This is a genomic window from Peribacillus simplex (genome assembly GCF_900156045.1).
Taxonomy (GTDB): Bacteria; Bacillota; Bacilli; order Bacillales; family DSM-1321; genus Peribacillus; species Peribacillus simplex_D.
On sequence record NZ_FTMX01000004.1, the window covers coordinates 418,747 to 437,323 of the forward strand.

Genomic DNA, 18,577 nt, shown 5'->3' on the forward strand with positions numbered 1-18,577 from the left:
TATTTATTAGGAGGAATTTAATATGTCATTAGTAAATATGAAATCGTTCTTACAATTGTTAGAAGAGAAAAACCTTATTGCTCCAGCTTTTAATACTACTAATTTAGAAATGACACTTTCTATCATCGAAGGAGCAAAAGAGGTAGGATTGCCAGTTATTGTCCAAATTGCTCCTACAAACGTTAAGCTGTCAGGATATGATTACATTTCCAGCATTGTAAAATCTGCTGCGGAGAAAGTGGATATTCCTGTAACTTTACATTTAGATCATGGAATGACCTTCGAGGACATTAAACAGGCTGTAGACGCTGGTTTTAACTCTGTCATGATTGATGCTTCAAAATTACCATATGAAGAAAATATTAAGTTCACTAGAGAGGTTGTGGAGTATTGTCATGAACGAGGGGTTTCGGTAGAAGCTGAATTAGGAGAGTTAGGCGGCAAAGAAGACGATCATGAGTCTGATGAGTCGGCACAAACAGATCCTATGCTTGCAAGAGAATTTGTAGAGCGTACAGGAATCGACCTTCTAGCTGTATCCGTAGGAAATATACACGGTTTAGATGAACAACCTGAAATTAACCTAGAATTACTTCGTGAAATAGCAAATACTGTTGAGGTTCCATTAGTTATACATGGTGGCTCTGGAATTTCTGAGGACATCTTAGCGCAATTGAAAAATTACAATGTACGTAAAATAAATCTTGCCAGTGATCTTCGTAAACGATTTATTTCTTCTGTTGGAAAACGGTATGAACAAAACCCAAATGAATATAACCTTATTAGTGTATTGCTAGAAGCACAATCTGGGGTTAAAGAAGTAGTTATTGATAAATTCAGCACTTTAAACAGATAATGATTGAATCTAAAGGGTGGGATTGAAAATGTATGTAATTGGAATTGATATTGGAACAACTAACGTAAAAGTTTGTCTATTTCAATTACCAAATTTTGAATTAGTAGAATTGTATCGTTTTTCTACTCCTACTAAATGGAATGAAAAAGAATCAGAGTTTGAAATGGATAAAATTTGGGAGGGCGTGAAGGAAGGTCTTCACCTCTTCTCAAAAAAAGTGGGAAATCCAGAAGAGATAAAAACTATTTCGATAGCCAGTGCAGCTCAAACTATCGTTTTATTAGATGAACAGGATCAAATTTTAGAACCAACCATTACTTGGTATGATCCTCGTTCTAAAACCGAAGCAGAATTAGTTAATAATACTGTTGGAAATGAAGCACTATATAGGATTACGGGAATAGTCTCTCATAGTAATCATAGCCTTACCAAGCTCCTTTGGATTAGAGACCATTTTCCTGATAAATATGCAAAATTTAAAAAATGGACGTGTTTATCAGGATTTGTGGCTTTTAAGTTATCTGGAATATACGCAACAGACTTGAGCCTTGCATCGAGAACGTTACTCCTGGACATGTCTACTCGAAAATGGTCAAAGAAATTAATTGAAGATTTCGACTTGGGAGTTCAAACGTTTCCTACTATTGTTGAGTCTGGTGCTGCTCATTCATTGCTTAAAGAGTCTATAGCAAGGGAAATCGGATTAAGTCCTAATACAACCATTTCGATAGCTGGTCACGATCATATGGCAGGATCAATAGTTACTAATTTGGATGTGGATAAGGAACTGCTGAATTCAACTGGAACAACAGAAGGATTACTTTTATTGAAAAAGGAATCATTTTTAAGCAGTGACTTTCAGGAAAAAGCTATTTCAAATGGTTTATATGTAAAAGACAATTTGTTCAGTCTCTATGGATCAATGCCAACAGCTGGTTATAGTATAAATTGGTTTACAAGGAATTTTTTATCTTCACTTGATGAATTAACTCAAATGAGTGCTGGGTTATATAAAGAATACCAGAAAAACTCGAAGGAATTTATAGAAAATTTGCTTGTTTTCATTCCACATTTAAGAGGAAGTGGTCCCCCTCATCGTGATTCTCATTCTAAAGGGATCTTATATGGACTACAGGACCAAACAGAAAAGAGAGATATTTTATTCTCGATTTTTGCTGGCCTATGCTTCGAATTGAGAAATTTAAAAGACGCATATATAGATTTAACGGATCAAGATATCAAGAGTATTAAAGTTATTGGCCCGGCCACATTAAATCCATTATGGCTACAGTTAAAAGCAGATGTTCTTAACTGCGAAGTACTTTCTTATAAAATAGAGGAAGCCGTTTCAAAAGGCGGCGCGATGTTAGCCGCATTAAAGCAAAATTTTATTGACCAATTACCCGTTAATTCATTTGATAGGTATCTTCCTTCACAAGAAAATTTCAAACTGTATGATGAGTACTTTAACAGGATGTATACTCCACTCTCAAAAATTAAAAAAGAATTTGATTTATATAAGTCGACGGAGATTTGATTCTTAACACATGAAAGCCTAAGAAAAGCAGTTGAAGCTGTAATTAATCCTTATGGGATGCAGTAAGTACGGAGGTATTACTGAAAATGGAATCATTATGTTTCTATGGAATTCAGGATTTGAAATATGAAGAGTCTCCTCCACCAACAATTGAGCAGAACGATGAAGTTATTATTAGAGTAAGAAATGCAGGTATCTGTGGGTCAGATATTTCTCGTTATAAAAAATTGGGCCCCGTGACTCCCGGTAACATTTGGGGACACGAATATGCTGGTGAGGTAGTTGAATGTAGTGATAATGTAACGGATTTACATGTAGGCACCCGGGTGGCTGTATGTCCTGCGCTTTATTGTGGAAAGTGTCAGTATTGCCGTTCAGGTTACTTTGCCGCATGTCCTGAATTACTTGTAACAGGCGCAAAAGTCCCCGGTGGATTTGCTACATACGTGAAGGTGCCAAGAGAAAATGTTATCTGTATCCCAGATAGTGTTTCTTTTGAAGAAGCTGCCTTTGTCGAGCCATCTGCAGTTGCGCTTCATGGGCTTTTTAAAACCAACATGCAGCCAGGATACTCTGTTGCTGTTATGGGATGCGGAACAATTGGATTACTTGTAATCCAATGGGCAAAAATTTTTGGTGCAGAAAGAGTATATGCTATTGATATTGAAAAAGAGAAATTAACCTTAGCTAAACAAGTTGGAGCCGATGTATTAATAAATCCGAAAGATAGAAATACATTTGAACAAATCATGACATTTACAAACGGGCATGGAGTGGATTTAGCAGTTGAAGCTGCCGGATCTCCTATTACTTCTGCTCAAATATTCGCCTTGCCAAAAAAAGGGGGAGAAGTAGTTTTTATGGGTATTCCGTATGCTGATGTGCAGATTGAACGTTTCTACTTTGAAAGTATCGTTCGTCGAGAGTTACATGTTTATGGGTCATGGAATGCCATATCCTCGCCGTTCCCAGGTAGAGAGTTTCATGCAACCATTCACTGCATGAATACAGGACAATTACAAGTAAAACCTCTTATATCTCACCGGGTTCCACTTAGGATGGGACCAGAAATGTTTGAACGGATCATAAGTAATAAAGAGATGTTTACAAAGGTTATGTTCGAACTGTAAATTATTAAATTTTTTTCAAGAGTGTCTTAAAAGGCGTAACATTGAAGTTTTGTGTTTTTGAAATTATCATGCACAAAACATGCTTTGTTCACTTAGCACGCACGATTGCCCATAAAGTTCGCGTTGACGAGAAATCTGTCACGACTTTAAAACGGTTTAATTAAATCTCCAAAAAGGACTAGCAATATTGGATGGAAAATGATTTTTTAAAGAAAGCTGAGACTTTTCTGGGATCCCCTTCTAATAGACAGATAAAAAAGAACTTTATCTTCTAACTTTGAAGGGGATTTTCTATAGGTATTTTTCAAAAAAATGGAAGAATTAATCTTGTTCTCTAACCCAGACAGCCATCAAACGGGATTATTAGCCGTGAACAATCTTATGGCAAGGCCTTAATACTTCCAGACGAGGAGTGAAATGTACAATGAAAGCAGTAGTGAAGGCAGAGTCAGGTTATGACAACATGTCACTAGTTGAAATTCCAGAACCAGTAGGAACGGGGGATTTAGTGAAAATTAAAGTTGCTTACACTGGAATTTGCGGTACGGACATTCATACATTTACCGGGGAATATAGAAATTCAAAAACTCCCGTTGTTTTGGGTCATGAATTTTCCGGAGTTGTTGTAGAAGTTGGAGACGCAGTAAAAAATGTTAAAGTAGGGGACAGGGTTACAAGTGAAACCACATTCACAACATGCGGCGTGTGCGAATACTGCTTAGAAAAAGATTATAATTTATGCTTTTCCCGTAAAGGAATTGGAACTCAAGTAAATGGCAGTATGGCTGAATATGTAGTTTCACGCGAAGAAAGTGTTCACGTTTTGTCAGGGAATATAAGCCTTGAAGCAGCTGCCCTAACTGAGCCGTTAGCTTGTTGTGTACATGCGGCATTTGAAAAAACAACTATTAAAAAAGGCGACAAAGTACTTATTTTTGGACCGGGACCAATTGGTCTACTCCAATCCCAAGTTGTGAAATCACAAGGGGCGTTTGTCATTTTAGCAGGCATCACAAAGGATAAGCAGCGCCTAGAATTAGCTAAATCATTAGGTGTAGACGTAATTGTCGATGTTCAAGAAGAAAGTTTAAAAGAAGTTGTCATGAAACATACCGATGGTTATGGAGTTGATAAAGTGTTTGAATGCTCTGGTGCAGTGCCAGCACTTAATCAAGGCTTGCCATTAGTGAGGAAAAAAGGAACATTTGTACAAGTGGGTATTTTTGCGAATAAAATGAACCAGCTGGATCAAGAATCGATTGTTCAGAGAGAATTAAAGTATCTTGGTACACGTTCCCAAAAACCTAGCTCATGGCACATAGCCTTACAACTCCTAGAAGAACAAAAAATTGATACAGACAGAATGATTACAAAAATTGTGCCTTTAGAAGACTGGCGCGAAGGATTTGAGGCAGTAATGGCTGGAAACCAAATTAAGGTTATTATTGCGTCATAATCGCATGATTTCTAGGCTATAAACTTTATAGAATGCTATATAAGTAACTTTGAAAGGACGTGCTGTTTATAAACCGGCAAAAAGACTTGAGTTCATTAAAGGGTACGTAATGGTATTGGTGACAATTATATCGGCCTCGCAATTTATAAAAATGCCCACGTAAGCGTAGCGATAGGAAATGCAAACAATGATATTAAGTCGTGTACCACACAGACAACCTTAACGAATGATAAAAATAGTTTATCTTAAATTCACTTGATATTTTAATAAAAGGAGCTTTAAAAATGACAGGAAAAATATTTACAGTTATTGAAAAAACGGGTATCCATGCCCGCCCAGCAACAATATTAGTTCAAAGCGCCAGCAAATTCAACTCGGACGTAAACCTTGAATACAATGGCAAAAAGGTCAATCTAAAGTCTATCATGGGGGTTATGTCACTTGGTATTGCCCATGGAGCTCAAATTAAAATCATAGCTGAAGGAACGGATGAAAAGGAAGCGATCCTCTCTCTTGAAGACACTATTATAAAAGAAAAACTGGGTGAAAAAAAATAAGTTTCTTTAAAAAATCACAACTGCCTAAAAACTTTTAGGCAGTTTTAAAATTGAACTAATTAATCTGTACCATCATCGTCAAGTTTACACAGGTGAAAACTTTAGGAAAGAAGTAGTGGTTTTGTATTCTGTACCAAACGGATTAGATTGTTGAATTGTTTTTCCTACAAGTAGTATGCGTTTAATCGAATTTTCATGTATAATTCTGAATGAGAATATTCTATTTTACCATTAAATTGAAGAAAGGATGCAATATGAGAAATAAAGGGAAATACCGTATTGTTATTGAGGTATTGAGTATTATATTTGGTAGTTTGTTAATTGCTATTGGTGCAAATACATTATTACTTCCAGCCAATTTACTCTCTGGAGGTATCATTGGGATTTGTATGATTTTGTACCACTTTTTTCATTGGTCAGTGGGAGTGCAGTATTTTATCTATAATATTCCACTTTTAATCTTAGGATATATCCATTTAGGGAAAAAATTTATCATTTATACGATTCTTGCCGTCATTTCTGACACCATATTCTTACACTTTATCCCTATTCGTCTCATGTGGACAGAAAATGTTATTTTAGCCTCAATATTCGGGGGTATAGTTTCGTTTGCTGGCGGAGCCATCATGCTTCGTGTAGGCGGCTCAAATGGCGGATTGGATGTCCTTGGACGGATCATTGCAAAACACAAAAATCTGTCCATTTCAAAATTTGGTCTTATCGTTAATCTGATAATTGTTGCTATATCTGCTGTAATTTTTGATGTTCAGGCAGCTATGTTTACCATTCTTTCGTTATATGTAGGAGCTAAAACGTATGAATCCTTACTTAATATTGCGGAAAGAAGTTCAGTAATTATAGTGACGGATAAGGGAGAAGAGATATCTGAAGCTCTCAATCAAGCTTTCCATCGCGGTGTTACATCTTGGGAAGCTTTAGGGGCTTACTCACATAGTGAAAAACAAGTCATACTTTGTGTGATTGTGAATATCCAATGGGCAGAATTATGTCAAACTGTACAAAGTATAGATGATCGTGCATTTATTTCTGCCATGCCAGCTCATAAAGTCATTGGTAATTTCAAAAACGTTTGGTAAAAAAAGGAGTAATCACAAGAAATGGATCCGTTCGTATTCCTGAAAAGATAAACGAAATTTTTAAGCCATACTCACCCTATAATTTGATAGATATAAGAAATTAAACGTAATGGCTCGTATATGTACGAAGTTATAAGGATTAGAATCTTTTAACATTTAAATATAATATCGACATTTTCCAAAACATCCATCTTATTAATGGGCAATAAATCTATTATGAGGAAGATAAAAAGGCGTCTATGTGAACATCATAGATGCCTTTTATTTTATTAAGAATTGAAAGAGGAGAATATTCTTGTTTTTCGGTATGTCCTAAGATGTATGGCTAAGAGAAGGCTATATCAAAGTCATGAGAGCAAAGGCTTCTTTATATTCTAAAAAATTTATCGTTATCTGATAATTCAATAATTAAACCTTGGTCAATACTTGACACTCTTTCTCTTAAAATAGGGACTATGTATTGTCGTTTTATATCTTTTGATAATTAAAAAATAGTATCAAGTTGGTAAATAAGTAATATAATGAGGAATTTACGCATATAAAGAAAAAACACTATCCAGATTCTTTAATTAAAATTCTAAGCAAAAACAATCAATGATTTCTTAATAGTCAATACAGCAAATCCTTACTCCGCTTGTGCTTTTATTGTGAGAATTAAGAAAAATGATAGGTAGAAGGTGACAAACATGGAAGCAATCGTCCTAGCAGCTGGATATTCCAGCCGAGCGAATGCATTTAAAATGACTTTGCCGATGGGGCAAATGAGTGTGTTGGAGCAAACGATCTCTAAATTTGAAGGATTATGCAGCAGGGTCATCGTCGTAGCTGGGTTTCAAGCGGAAATCATCCAAGAGGAAATTGCCAAAATCATCAGTGAAAATGCCTATTCATTTCAGATCAAGTTTGTTTATAATGAAAACTTTAACCAGGGAATGTTTGATTCCATTCAAATGGGCTGCAACGAAGTAAATGCCCCATCCTTCTTTATAACACCCGGAGATTGTCCGCTTGTTAAAAAAGAGACTGTTCAGCTACTAGCAAAACACAAAGGAAACGTGGTTATTCCCAGCTTTGACTATAAAGGCGGCCATCCCATTAAATTATCAAGCGAAGTGAAACAGAAAATTCTCGAAACCAATCCAGAGAGTAATTTGCGTGTGGTCCTGAGCGGTTACGAAAAGCAATACATGAATGTAGATGATGTGGGAGTATTAATGGATGTTGATACACCGGAGGATTACCAAAAAGCCATTGATTATGCTAAAGCTTTAAATTTCTCGAAGTAAAACAATAATTAAAAACTACGAAAATCTTGAATAGAAATGAATAATTCTCATTGATAAAATCGTAGGAAGAGGTTTCTATTCAGAATATGTCCCTTTAAAAAAATGAGTCGAAGGGTGTTGTTGCAATGAATCTCAAAGACATAAGCACCTCAGTGCCCAAAAAGGACCATAAAGGTAAAGTATCGGGCCAGTTGCCCTATATTAGTGACGTGAAAGTGGAAAATATGGTTTATGGTGTTTTGTATCGATCGCCAATTGCTTATGGAAAAATCATATCCATTCAATTACCTAACCTTCCAGAAGGGTATGAAGCTGTTGGAGCAGAGCATATCCCAGGACCGAATTATGTCAAAATTATCAAAGAAGATCAGCCCATTTTTGCCAATGAGTGGGTCAATTATATTGGTGAGCCGATTCTCATGCTCACGGGCAAAGACCTGGATATCCTGTACAGTTTGTTAAATGAAGTGAAGGTTGAATTTGAAGAACATCAGGCTATCTATACATTGGACGAAGCGATCAAGCAAAAATCAGTATCCTTAGTTTTGGCAAGCTATGAATTTGGGGAAAGCTTAGAGAACATTTCAGCTATCGAGCAGGGAGCACATCAAATCATCGAAGAAGAATATGATACGGGTTATCAGGAGCATGTCTACCTTGAGCCGCAAGGAATGCTCGCCGTTTATAAGGATGATGAAATTGTCGTCCAGGGATCGATGCAATGTCTTTATTATATAAAAAATGCATTGCTAAGCGCATTAGCCTGTAGTGACGATGAAGTTAGAGTTATTCAAAGTCCTACTGGCGGAGGTTTTGGCGGCAAAGAAGATTATCCTTCGATGATGGCTTGTCACGTAGCCGTTGCCGCAAGAGCAGTCAAAAAATCGGTAATGCTCGTGTTCGACCGTTCTGAGGATATGCTGGTCACGACGAAAAGGCATCCGGCCAAACTCAAATATCGAACGGCCCTTGATAAGGAAGGAAATATTTTGAGCATGTGTGTGGACATCTTTCTCGATGGAGGGGCAAATGTGGGATTGAGCTCTGTCGTGCTGCAGCGCGCATTAATAAACGGTGCCGGTGTTTATAAAATTCCGCATTTTCATGCAAAAGGCTATGTCTTAAAAACCAATACCGTTCCGAACGGCGCCTTCAGAGGCTTTGGTGCTCCACAAAGCTTTGCCGGAATCGAAAGTCATATTGGACACCTTAGTAAACTGGCAAAAATCGACCCGCTTGAATATAAACGAAAATACCTCGTCAAACAAGGAGACCCCACCATCACCAAAGGTAAATTCCGCGACCCGATATTAGTGGAAGAAATGATTGAGGACGTACTCAACGTGTCAGAATACAAAAAGAAAAAAGAAGACTTTCAGCGCTTAAATCAACAAAATCAGCGCTATAAAAAAGGCATAGGAACTTCGTTGTTCCTCCACGGCTGTGGATTTACAGGCAGTGGCGAAAGAGATCATATTAAAGCAACGGTGAAGCTGGTTAAATCAAAGGACGACCAGGTATCACTAAAAATCTCAAACTCTGATATGGGACAAGGTATTTTGACGACGTTGTGTAAAATTGTCGCCAAAGAACTTAACCTCCCGTTCGAAGATATTTTGTACCCTTATCCCGACACAAAAGAGGTTCCCGACTCGGGTCCGACCGTAGCTTCCAGGACGACGATGATTGTCGGAAAATTGCTTGAACGAGCCGCAAAAAAACTTAAGGATCAGTGGCAAACAGGGGCGGAACAGGAAGTAGTTGAGCACTATGTTCACCGTGAAATGATTCCTTGGGACGAGAAAACTTTCACTGGAGATGCATACCCGGCTTATTCATGGGGCGTTAATATCGTTGAAGTAGAAGTTGATACGTTAACAGGAAATATAAAGTTAGAAAAAGTATACGGCAATTATGAAGTTGGGAAGGTCATCGATGAACGGATTATGAAAGGTCAAATTGACGGTGGTTTGGCTCAAGGGCTAGCATACGGTTATCTAGAAAAGATGACGTCAAAGCAAGGTAGAATCCAACAAAAAAGCATATCTGATTATGGACCGCCGACTTCATTGGATATTGTTTCAATTGAAAGCAAGGTCTTTGATAACCCCTATGCTGATGGTCCATACGGGGCGAAGGGCGCAGGTGAATTGACTTTAATCGGAGGGGCTCCAGCAGTCCAAGCTGCGATCGAGGATGCCCTGCAAACTTCTTTTCAGCAAATTCCGATTACACCGGAAGTCATTATTGAAAGTCTTTGGATGAAAGAAGGTGAAGAGGGTTGATTAAATTCACATTAAATGGAAGAACGGTAGAAACTGACGCCCCTGCTACAGCGAGATTACTAGATTTATTAAGAGATGAGTTTGAGTTAATCGGAACAAAGGAAGGCTGTGGTGAAGGGGAGTGCGGAGCCTGCAGTGTTTTTATGAATAACCTCCTGCAAAACAGCTGCCTTATTCCAATTGGCTCGATTGCTGGTGCCGATATTCAAACGATCGAAGGCATCATTGAAACGGAACAATTTAAAATTTTAGATGAGAGTTATTCCATCGCCGGGGGAGTGCAGTGCGGCTATTGCATTCCGGGGATGATTATGGCAAGTACGGCTTTGTTATCTAAAAATCCTCATCCTTCAGAGGCTGAAATTCGTGAAGGCATCTCCGGAAATCTGTGCCGATGTACGGGCTACAATATGATTGTTGAGGCGATTAACCTAGCAGCTAAAAAAGGTGATGGCTTATGGTAGAGAAAATAACAGCGTATCGCTTCGAGCGTTTAGACGAAACGTTGAGCCAATTGAATAGAGAAGATTGTGCAATCATAGCCGGAGGCACCGATGTTATGGTTCTTCACAAAAGTAGAAGGGGAGTACCTCCGAAAATCCCTAAACCGATTGTTTTTATTAATCATCTTTCCGAATTAAAGCAGGTGTATCAACATCACAAGGATCTCCACATCGGGGCCTGCTGTACCTATAGTGAATTACTTGAAAATCCGTTAATTCCTTTTGCTTTAAAGAATGCAATTAAAACAATTGCTGCCCCGGCAATTAGAAACCGGGGAACATTAGGCGGTAATATTTGCAACGCCTCTCCAGCCGGTGACATGCTTCCTTTATTATATGTACACAATGCAAAGCTTCTGTTGCGCTCCGTAAATGGTGATCGTATGGTTGCGATTAGCGATTTTATTCAAGGTCCACGACGGGTTCAACGTTTTCACAATGAAATAGTAACGGAGATTATTCTGCCGTTCGTATTAGAAGATTCACATGTCGTTTTCGAGAAAGTCGGCAACCGCAACGCAGATGCCATTGCCAAAGTATCGTTTGCGGGTTTCGTCCGGATAAGCAAAGATCGAATCGATGACATTCGATTTGCCTTCGGGGCGGTCGGACCTACGATGGTTCGTTCCATTGATATTGAGAAGACGCTGGTTGGAAAAACGATACCATTAGCCGATGCAGACATCGCTGAGATTGTGGCAGCCTTCGATAAGATCATTAGACCAATCGACGATCAACGCTCCACTGCGGCTTACAGAAAAACCGTTGCGTTACATCTTTTACGTTATTTTCTTAGCATGAAGCAATATCAACCGAATTAATGTTTAAAATAGGGGGGACTTTTCATGCTGCTGATGGAAAAAGTGTCCATGCTGACGCGTCAAAACGAAACCTTTGCTTTAGCCATGATTATTGAATCAAAGGGCTCGACTCCCAGGCATGTTGGAAAAATGATTGTCTACCGGGATGGTACCATTGAAGGGACTGTCGGAGGGGGTTTGGCTGAACACTATGTGATCGAAGATAGTGTAAAGGCGATTCAAAATGGCCAATCGAAAATTGTTGAATATAAATTGAATAAACATGCAAAAGACGGAATTCAGATGAATTGTGGCGGCACGTTACGGGTCTTTATTGAAGTCTATACAAGCAGGCCTGAACTCATTCTGGCTGGGGCCGGTCATTTAGGCCATGCGTTGGCAAAGCTCGCTGATTTCCTCGAATATCCTTATTGCATTGTCGATGATCGCGTTGGTTATTGTACGAAGGAACGCTTTCCTAATGCGACAAACCTTTTTGTGAACGAGGATATTGGAAAGGCTTTGCTCGCAGCCAATCTAAATGAAAAGTCATATGTGGTAATTGTTACAAAAGATTGTGATGATATTGTATTAAAAACGGCACTGCAATTTCCGATTGCATATGTTGGGATGGTCGCCAGTAAACGCAAGGTCATAAGCATATTTGAAAAGTTAAAAAGTGAAGGGGTCACGCAAGAACAGTTGGAGCAGGTCCATTCTCCAATCGGATTGGAAATTGGCTCGGAAACATCAGAAGAAATTGCCATCAGTATTATCGGACAAATCATCAAAGTAAGCAAGGAAAAAAAGCCTGTAAAAGTGAAACAATTAAATAGATAAGTAAAAGGGTATAACACCTGAGGCAGATAAAGCTAAATCACAATGTTTAATAGACAATAGGGTCAGTCACCGCTGTGTTAAAGTATTAACTCAGTGGGACTGACCTTTTTTCTTTGATAAAAGCTAGAAGCAGGCCCTTGCTCTTCAGGGTTGGCTTTTTGTCGTTTTGATTAATTCATTAATATGGTAGGGATATTTTACTTTATATGCTACTACTATCATGCAATACACAAAGAAAAATTTTGGGAGGGATTTTGTATGGGGAAATTAGATGGACTTATGGGAAACGGGTTCTGGTGCAAAGATTACATCCATTGGAAAGAGGTATATAGATTCCTATGGAATCAGCTTTTATGCAGCCATTCTAAATAGTTGATGAAAGACCTTCACTTGATTTTGGACAGACTTGTCCTGTAAAGTAAGTTGCCCAATCGATCCTGGTGAGCCAATTGAATTTGATGTAAGCAAAGCGAGTGAGTTCCAATTAAAAGAAAATGGAATTAGCTGGGTTCCAAGGAGCTTAAATGAAGCCATTCATGCTCTATCCGAAGATTCCATATTAGCACAAACTATCGGTAGAACATATGGGAAGAATTTATTAATATCAAACGGACAGAATGGGATAAGTACAGCAAACATGTCAGTGATTGGGAACAAAAACTATTTGCTATGAGTTTCTAGTCTTTTATAAATATTCTTAATTAAGTATAGGTGAAATGGGGGCTTTTCAGGAAGAAGAAAAGTTCCCATTTTACTTTTTGAGAAATGGGCTGAAAACCTGCTTATCAGTTTATCAGGATAAAGAAAAAGGACTTCCCGATCTCTAATTTCATATGTAGCGCATGAAGTAGTGGATATACAAAACCGCTTCATGAAAAATTGAATCTTTGGATAGATGATAATATAAAAAATATTGATTAAAATTATATGGAGAATAATGTGTTTCAAGTCAAAACGGGTGAGGAGGAATGAGCATGAAAATGTTTAAAATGAGTGCTGTGGCATTGGTCGCTGCGTTGTTGTTCCCTTCTTCTACATTTGCAAGTGGCTGGGATTACTTAGGAGAACAATCTCTTTATTCTAATGGTGCTGAAAGTGATGTGTTTGCCTCTACTGGTGGTGATTATAAGATCTGTCGGGATTCTTACGTGGGTCCAGCTGGTAAGTTAAAAGTTGAATTATGGGAGTACGATCCTGACAGTTATAATGATTATGTAGGGGTAAGATATTTAGATCGAGGCCAATGTGGCATTTTCCGGGGTATTGGTAACTTTGTTGATGGAGGAAATGAAGCGGAATTTTTTGCGAAATCAAGGACTAACAGTGATATGCATTTAATCTTTTTTGATTAATTCACTAAATGAATGAAAAAAAGACCTGGGATTGATTTGTAAAGACTAAAGACCCTTTTTGCATCCAAACAAATTCGTTTAATCAATAAAACGCGACTATTGCCCTTGTATCAGCCTGAAAAGTTGGTGCAGGGGTTTTATTTTGTTTGGCTACCTTTACGTCCCAAGGAAAATAGCGAAATGTTGGAAGCTTTGCCACGTTATTTTTCACAGGCGGGAAACAACCCTCACAATTTTAGGCAACATAAATCTTTCCCTGTTCATATAGTGAGGTCATCTTCACGTCATACCAACCTCCACAAAATAGTCATAGCAATTCTCACTTATCGATTAAATTATTTTTTTAATAAACCACATCTCCATTAGGGAAGTTACACCAAAATAAACCCCTTGGATCCATGGGGTTTCTTCACTTTTATTATTCTAGAAATACAGAATATAAGAAAAATGATGGAATAAATATTTCATAAATACCCGACTTGAACGATGCAAATAAATGGGGCGTTTCATCTACGGCTACTTCCGCCATACCGAACGAGCCGGAAACCGAAAGAATAAGGGATTAAAGAATTAGTTGAATAAAAAGTCACAAGGATAGCAGCCGGGCGGCTGCTTTTTTTATTATTTTTTCACTTTGCCTTCCAAATCGTATTGATTCAATTGCTAAAAATTCTTTTAGTAGACAAAACCAGCTTCGTCCTTATGCATTTTATTTTTTTTGTATGATAAGGGAGTCATATTCAGAGAATTTTTAAATTCTTTAATAAAATAGCTTGTACTATTAAAACCAACCTGATAAGCAACTTCAGTAATAGTAGAATTACCTTGCTGCAGTAGATATAAGCTCTTCTGAATACGATAATCTATAACATATTTTAATGGTGTACAGTTTAAAAATCTCTTGAAATACCGACAGCATTCAGAACGGCTCAGTTGACCGGCCCTTGCAATATCTTCTAACATAATTTTTTCTTCATAATGCTGATGTATCCAACTTAACATTTGCTTCATTCTTTGACTCTTTAATACTTCTGTCTGAACATACTCTAGTTTAAAACCATTATCGATTAAGTTTTTCCAAATTAATGTTAGATGCATGGATATATCGATTTCAAAGTATAGGGGCTTTTGCTCAATACTTTGATAGATTTCTAAAATTCCATCTAAAATATTTTTTCCCCAAATCTCATTGGCATCAACATATAAGTAGGGTAAATTAGTCGCTTGGATATAAGGTTTTACATAGGTAGTATAGAGTTCTTGTGATAATACAAAAAAAGGAGAAAGATTTAAGCAAATATAGACACAACCCGACTGATCCTTTTCTTTTGCCATATGCAGGCGTCCACTATTAATAAACAGTCCATCACCTTCTTGAACCACTATCCATTCTTCATTAACTTGAAAAATCGCTTCCCCTTTTACTATCAATACAAATTGAATTTCGTCATGCCAATGAAGTGGAATATAGCCATGTATATTTTGAGTAATGATGGTTTGATAACATGCAATCGGCATTACAACTGTTTGATGTTTAGTTAGCTCTTTTAAACTTTCATCAATCAGGAAGTTTTTTATTTGCATGGTCAGTCACCTCAATATTTTTATATTTTTATATTTAATAATAGTATTTTTAGAACAATCATTAAACTAATATAACATTATAATTACATTTTAAAAATGTGATTCACTAAAAAATCAGCTGATTTACTTTATGTTTTACCAATTTGTTAACCTGGTTGTTTTAATCTACTTTACCTTTTAAAAAGGAGTGAAATGACAATGTCAATTACCAATTTAAAACTATCAATCAACTCTGAACGCTTACTTAACCGCATCCAGGAACTTGGACGAATTGGTCTGGGCAATGACAACAAACGAACGAGATTAGCTGCTTCAGATGCAGATAAAGCTGGACGTGACCAATTAGTCACTTGGATGAAGGAAGCTAGTTTGGAAGTTGAAATCGACAGAATCGGTAATATCTTTGGGATTTGGTATGGTCCTGAAAGTAGTAATGAAGCACCAGTTTTGTTGGGTTCGCACATCGACACTGTCATTAACGCTGGTATGTACGACGGATGCTATGGAGTACTTTCTGGGCTTGAAGTAATCAACACTTTGCAGGAGAAAGGTTTTATTCCAACCCGTCCAATTGCAGTAGCAGCATTTACCAATGAGGAGGGAGTGCGCTATCAGCCCGATATGATGGGTTCTCTTGTGCATGCTGGTGGGCTTTCGGTTGATGATGCGCTTAAATCAGAAGGTACTGATGGCACATTTCTAGGCGAGGAGCTTGAACGTATTGGATATGCCGGTACAAAGGAGCCTGGTTTTTTAAAGCCATATGCTTACATTGAGCTTCATATCGAACAAGGTCCAATTCTGGATAAAGTGGATATTCCAATTGGTGCTGTAGAAAATCTTCAAGGCATTTCCTGGCAGCGCATTACGATTGAAGGTGTTGCAAATCACGCTGGTACTACACCAACTGATATGCGACGTGATGCAGGACTTGCGGCGGCAAGAGTAATAACATATTTACGTGATCGTGCAAACGCTAATAATGGGCAAACTGTTGCAACAGTTGGAACTATTAGTTTTAAGCCAGATGCCATTAATGTCGTTCCATCTTTAGCAACATTCACTGTTGATTTGCGTAATCCGAACGAGCAGAGTTTGCAAGCGGAAGAGCTAGCACTTGCAAACTACCTTAAAAAACTAGCGGCATCCGAAGAAGTATCAATTAAATCTGAACAACTAGTACGGTTTCACCCAGTTTCATTTGATGAAACAATCGTTAAACTGATAGAGCAAGTTGCCAGTATACGAGGACTCCAATCAAGACGAATGACATCTGGCGCGGGACATGATGCTCAAATGATGGCTCGTATATGTCCTACAGCTATGATTTTCGTTCCAAGTATCGATGGTATTAGTCATAATCCTAAGGAGAATACCAAAGATACCGATTTGGTAGCTGGAACCAATGTATTACTTGACGTAGTTAGCAAACTTGCAGGTATTCAGTAAATCATCTTTTGAATTAATAAAAACTCATGGCTTAAGAATTTGAGATGCCTTAACTATTTAATTAGGATGGCACAGGCATTTAAAAAGAAATGTAAGTGCTTGCAAGGATGAAGAAAAGCATATCTTTCAGATTAGACACATGAAGGAAACACAAGGAGGAACTTAATAATGGTTAAAGAAGTAATTTCAACAAAAAAGGCACCTGGAGCAATAGGACCTTATTCTCAAGCAATTAAAGTGGATAACTCTATTTTTGTTTCAGGTCAACTTCCTGTTAATCCTCAGACTGGTGAAATACCAGAGGATATAAAAGAACAAACTAAACAATCTTTAAATAATGTAAAAGAAATATTAGAGACTGCTGGAGCTTCTTTAGAAGATGTTGTAAAAGTAACAGTATTTTTAAAAGATTTATTAAACTTTTCTGAAGTTAATGAAATATATGGAGAATTTTTTGCGAAAAATTATCCTGCTAGATGTTGTGTCGAGGTATCTAGGTTACCTAAAGATGCCGGTGTAGAAATAGAGGTCATGGCAGTTTTAGAATAATACTTTTTTAAAGGAGAAAAAATGAGAAATTTAACAGAAATCAAATATATTGTAAATGAAATTGCAAGGAAAACAGATGATCAGAAGGTATCCTTAGAATTTATTAATAGTGAAGTAGTTGAAAAGGTAAGAAATTTTCATAAAAGCTTTCCAGAGTATAAAGTAACTCCGCTTCAGAGCTTAGATCAGTTGTCTAAGCAACTGGGAGTTGACAATATATGGGTGAAAGATGAGTCTTACAGATTTGGACTCAATGCTTTTAAGGTATTAGGTGGTTCCTATGCTGTTGGTAAATACCTTGCAGAAAAATTAAACGTCGATATTTCAGAGCTTTCATTTGAAAGACTAAGAAGTAAAGAAGTAAAAGAGAAACTTGGAGATATTACATTTGTAACAGCAACTGATGGAAATCATGGAAGAGGAATTGCCTGGGCTGCAAACCAGCTGGGACAAAAATCAGTAGTATTTATGCCAAAAGGGTCTTCGGAAATAAGATTAAACAATATTAGAAAAGAAGGAGCAGAAGCTTCTATAACAGATTTAAACTATGATGATGCTGTCAGATTAGCTAATAAATATGCAGATGAACATAATGGAGTATTGATTCAGGATAGTGCTTGGGAAGGTTATGAAGAAATTCCAACATGGATTATGCAAGGATATGTAACACTTGTTGATGAAGCATTTGACCAGATTAAGGCTAATGGAAAAGATATGCCTACTCATGTATTCCTTCAAGCAGGTGTTGGTTCTTTTGCAGGAACTGTACAAGGATATTTAGCATCTAAATTTGGCAATGATAGACCAACAACTGTTATCGTTGAGCCAAATGATGCAGCATGTATATATAAATCTGCTAAAGCAAATGATGGAAAGCCTCATGCAGTAACAGGTTTTATGCCAACTATAATGGCAGGACTTGCTTGTGGAGAGCCTAGCACTGTTGGTTGGAAGGTTTTAAGAGATTATTCCGATATGTATATATCCTGTCCAGATTATGTAGCAGCAAGAGCAATGAGAATACTTGGTCATCCATTAAAAGGAGATCCTAAAGTTATATCTGGAGAATCTGGTGCAGTAGGTCTGGGTATTTTGAGCTTAATTTTAGATGAAAACGGTTTAAAAGAAATAGCTGAAATTTTAAATATAAATAAAGACTCAAAAATACTTATTATCAGTACAGAAGGTGACACTGATCCGGATAATTATAGACAAGTAGTATGGGATGGGGCATATCCTGTAAAATAAATTTTTTAGGAGAGGGCTGCTTTCTGACATGTATCGCCTTAGCATGTT

General features: G+C 37.4%; 16 protein-coding genes. 15 read left to right on the forward strand and 1 reads right to left on the reverse strand.

The window, feature by feature from the left end:
* The first annotated feature begins 22 nt into the window (after nucleotides 1-22).
* From BW986_RS16295 to BW986_RS16350, 12 genes are all read left to right on the forward strand, one after another.
* Nucleotides 23-856, forward strand: a complete 834-nt coding sequence (locus BW986_RS16295) for a class II aldolase (protein ID WP_076368903.1) — start codon at nucleotides 23-25, stop codon at nucleotides 854-856.
* 28 nt (nucleotides 857-884) lie between these two features.
* Nucleotides 885-2,393, forward strand: a complete 1,509-nt coding sequence (locus BW986_RS16300) for an FGGY-family carbohydrate kinase (RefSeq protein WP_076368904.1) — start codon at nucleotides 885-887, stop codon at nucleotides 2,391-2,393.
* An 86-nt stretch (nucleotides 2,394-2,479) separates the two neighbouring features.
* Nucleotides 2,480-3,523: a galactitol-1-phosphate 5-dehydrogenase gene (locus BW986_RS16305; protein ID WP_076368905.1), complete on the forward strand. Its 1,044-nt coding sequence runs from the start codon at nucleotides 2,480-2,482 to the stop codon at nucleotides 3,521-3,523.
* 424 nt (nucleotides 3,524-3,947) lie between these two features.
* Nucleotides 3,948-4,979, forward strand: coding sequence for a zinc-binding dehydrogenase (locus BW986_RS16310; RefSeq protein ID WP_076368906.1), 1,032 nt, complete (start codon nucleotides 3,948-3,950; stop codon nucleotides 4,977-4,979).
* A gap of 284 nt (nucleotides 4,980-5,263) precedes the next feature.
* Entirely contained in the window at nucleotides 5,264-5,536 is a 273-nt protein-coding gene (locus BW986_RS16315; protein ID WP_076368907.1) for a phosphocarrier protein HPr, read from the forward strand.
* 254 nt (nucleotides 5,537-5,790) lie between these two features.
* Complete coding sequence (locus BW986_RS16320; RefSeq protein WP_076368908.1) at nucleotides 5,791-6,633, forward strand: YitT family protein; 843 nt, start codon at nucleotides 5,791-5,793, stop codon at nucleotides 6,631-6,633.
* A gap of 686 nt (nucleotides 6,634-7,319) precedes the next feature.
* Entirely contained in the window at nucleotides 7,320-7,919 is a 600-nt protein-coding gene (locus BW986_RS16325; RefSeq protein ID WP_076368909.1) for a nucleotidyltransferase family protein, read from the forward strand.
* A gap of 125 nt (nucleotides 7,920-8,044) precedes the next feature.
* Nucleotides 8,045-10,204, forward strand: a complete 2,160-nt coding sequence (locus tag BW986_RS16330) for a xanthine dehydrogenase family protein molybdopterin-binding subunit (RefSeq protein WP_076368910.1) — start codon at nucleotides 8,045-8,047, stop codon at nucleotides 10,202-10,204.
* Nucleotides 10,201-10,668, forward strand: a complete 468-nt coding sequence (locus BW986_RS16335; RefSeq protein ID WP_076368911.1) for a (2Fe-2S)-binding protein — start codon at nucleotides 10,201-10,203, stop codon at nucleotides 10,666-10,668. The genes BW986_RS16330 and BW986_RS16335 overlap by 4 nt, the downstream gene beginning before the upstream one ends.
* Nucleotides 10,662-11,528 (forward strand): FAD binding domain-containing protein, encoded by an 867-nt coding sequence (locus BW986_RS16340; RefSeq protein WP_076368912.1) that lies wholly within the window; start codon nucleotides 10,662-10,664, stop codon nucleotides 11,526-11,528. The genes BW986_RS16335 and BW986_RS16340 overlap by 7 nt, the downstream gene beginning before the upstream one ends.
* Nucleotides 11,529-11,552: 24 nt before the next feature.
* Nucleotides 11,553-12,347 carry an XdhC family protein gene (locus tag BW986_RS16345; protein WP_076368913.1) on the forward strand — a complete coding sequence of 265 codons (795 nt, stop codon included), beginning with the start codon at nucleotides 11,553-11,555 and terminating at the stop codon, nucleotides 12,345-12,347.
* A 974-nt stretch (nucleotides 12,348-13,321) separates the two neighbouring features.
* A complete protein-coding gene (locus tag BW986_RS16350; RefSeq protein ID WP_076368914.1) occupies nucleotides 13,322-13,699 on the forward strand; it encodes a hypothetical protein in 378 nt (125 codons plus the stop codon).
* A gap of 675 nt (nucleotides 13,700-14,374) precedes the next feature.
* Here BW986_RS16350 and BW986_RS16355 read toward each other — a convergent pair.
* Nucleotides 14,375-15,283 (reverse strand): AraC family transcriptional regulator, encoded by a 909-nt coding sequence (locus BW986_RS16355; protein WP_076368915.1) that lies wholly within the window; start codon nucleotides 15,281-15,283, stop codon nucleotides 14,375-14,377.
* A 198-nt stretch (nucleotides 15,284-15,481) separates the two neighbouring features.
* On the opposite strand from BW986_RS16355, the gene BW986_RS16360 reads away from it, so the two are divergent.
* The 3 genes from BW986_RS16360 (at nucleotide 15,482) to dpaL (ending at nucleotide 18,529) form a co-directional block, all read left to right on the forward strand.
* Nucleotides 15,482-16,732, forward strand: a complete 1,251-nt coding sequence (locus BW986_RS16360; protein WP_076368916.1) for a Zn-dependent hydrolase — start codon at nucleotides 15,482-15,484, stop codon at nucleotides 16,730-16,732.
* 168 nt (nucleotides 16,733-16,900) lie between these two features.
* Nucleotides 16,901-17,281 carry a RidA family protein gene (locus BW986_RS16365; protein WP_076368917.1) on the forward strand — a complete coding sequence of 127 codons (381 nt, stop codon included), beginning with the start codon at nucleotides 16,901-16,903 and terminating at the stop codon, nucleotides 17,279-17,281.
* A gap of 21 nt (nucleotides 17,282-17,302) precedes the next feature.
* Nucleotides 17,303-18,529: a diaminopropionate ammonia-lyase gene (dpaL, locus tag BW986_RS16370; protein WP_076368918.1), complete on the forward strand. Its 1,227-nt coding sequence runs from the start codon at nucleotides 17,303-17,305 to the stop codon at nucleotides 18,527-18,529.
* Nucleotides 18,530-18,577 lie beyond the last annotated feature (48 nt).

What these genes read in the sequence shown, in the direction of transcription:
- BW986_RS16300 (WP_076368904.1), top strand. Translation starts at nt 885, where the DNA reads ATGTATGTAATTGGAATTGATATTGGAACAACTAACGTAAAAGTTTGT.
- BW986_RS16325 (WP_076368909.1), top strand. Translation starts at nt 7,320, where the DNA reads ATGGAAGCAATCGTCCTAGCAGCTGGATATTCCAGCCGAGCGAATGCA.
- BW986_RS16355 (WP_076368915.1), bottom strand. Translation starts at nt 15,283, where the DNA reads ATGCAAATAAAAAACTTCCTGATTGATGAAAGTTTAAAAGAGCTAACT.
- BW986_RS16310 (WP_076368906.1), top strand. Translation starts at nt 3,948, where the DNA reads ATGAAAGCAGTAGTGAAGGCAGAGTCAGGTTATGACAACATGTCACTA.
- BW986_RS16360 (WP_076368916.1), top strand. Translation starts at nt 15,482, where the DNA reads ATGTCAATTACCAATTTAAAACTATCAATCAACTCTGAACGCTTACTT.
- BW986_RS16315 (WP_076368907.1), top strand. Translation starts at nt 5,264, where the DNA reads ATGACAGGAAAAATATTTACAGTTATTGAAAAAACGGGTATCCATGCC.
- BW986_RS16305 (WP_076368905.1), top strand. Translation starts at nt 2,480, where the DNA reads ATGGAATCATTATGTTTCTATGGAATTCAGGATTTGAAATATGAAGAG.
- BW986_RS16340 (WP_076368912.1), top strand. Translation starts at nt 10,662, where the DNA reads ATGGTAGAGAAAATAACAGCGTATCGCTTCGAGCGTTTAGACGAAACG.
- BW986_RS16295 (WP_076368903.1), top strand. Translation starts at nt 23, where the DNA reads ATGTCATTAGTAAATATGAAATCGTTCTTACAATTGTTAGAAGAGAAA.
- BW986_RS16365 (WP_076368917.1), top strand. Translation starts at nt 16,901, where the DNA reads ATGGTTAAAGAAGTAATTTCAACAAAAAAGGCACCTGGAGCAATAGGA.
- BW986_RS16320 (WP_076368908.1), top strand. Translation starts at nt 5,791, where the DNA reads ATGAGAAATAAAGGGAAATACCGTATTGTTATTGAGGTATTGAGTATT.
- BW986_RS16345 (WP_076368913.1), top strand. Translation starts at nt 11,553, where the DNA reads ATGCTGCTGATGGAAAAAGTGTCCATGCTGACGCGTCAAAACGAAACC.
- BW986_RS16350 (WP_076368914.1), top strand. Translation starts at nt 13,322, where the DNA reads ATGAAAATGTTTAAAATGAGTGCTGTGGCATTGGTCGCTGCGTTGTTG.
- dpaL (WP_076368918.1), top strand. Translation starts at nt 17,303, where the DNA reads ATGAGAAATTTAACAGAAATCAAATATATTGTAAATGAAATTGCAAGG.
- BW986_RS16330 (WP_076368910.1), top strand. Translation starts at nt 8,045, where the DNA reads ATGAATCTCAAAGACATAAGCACCTCAGTGCCCAAAAAGGACCATAAA.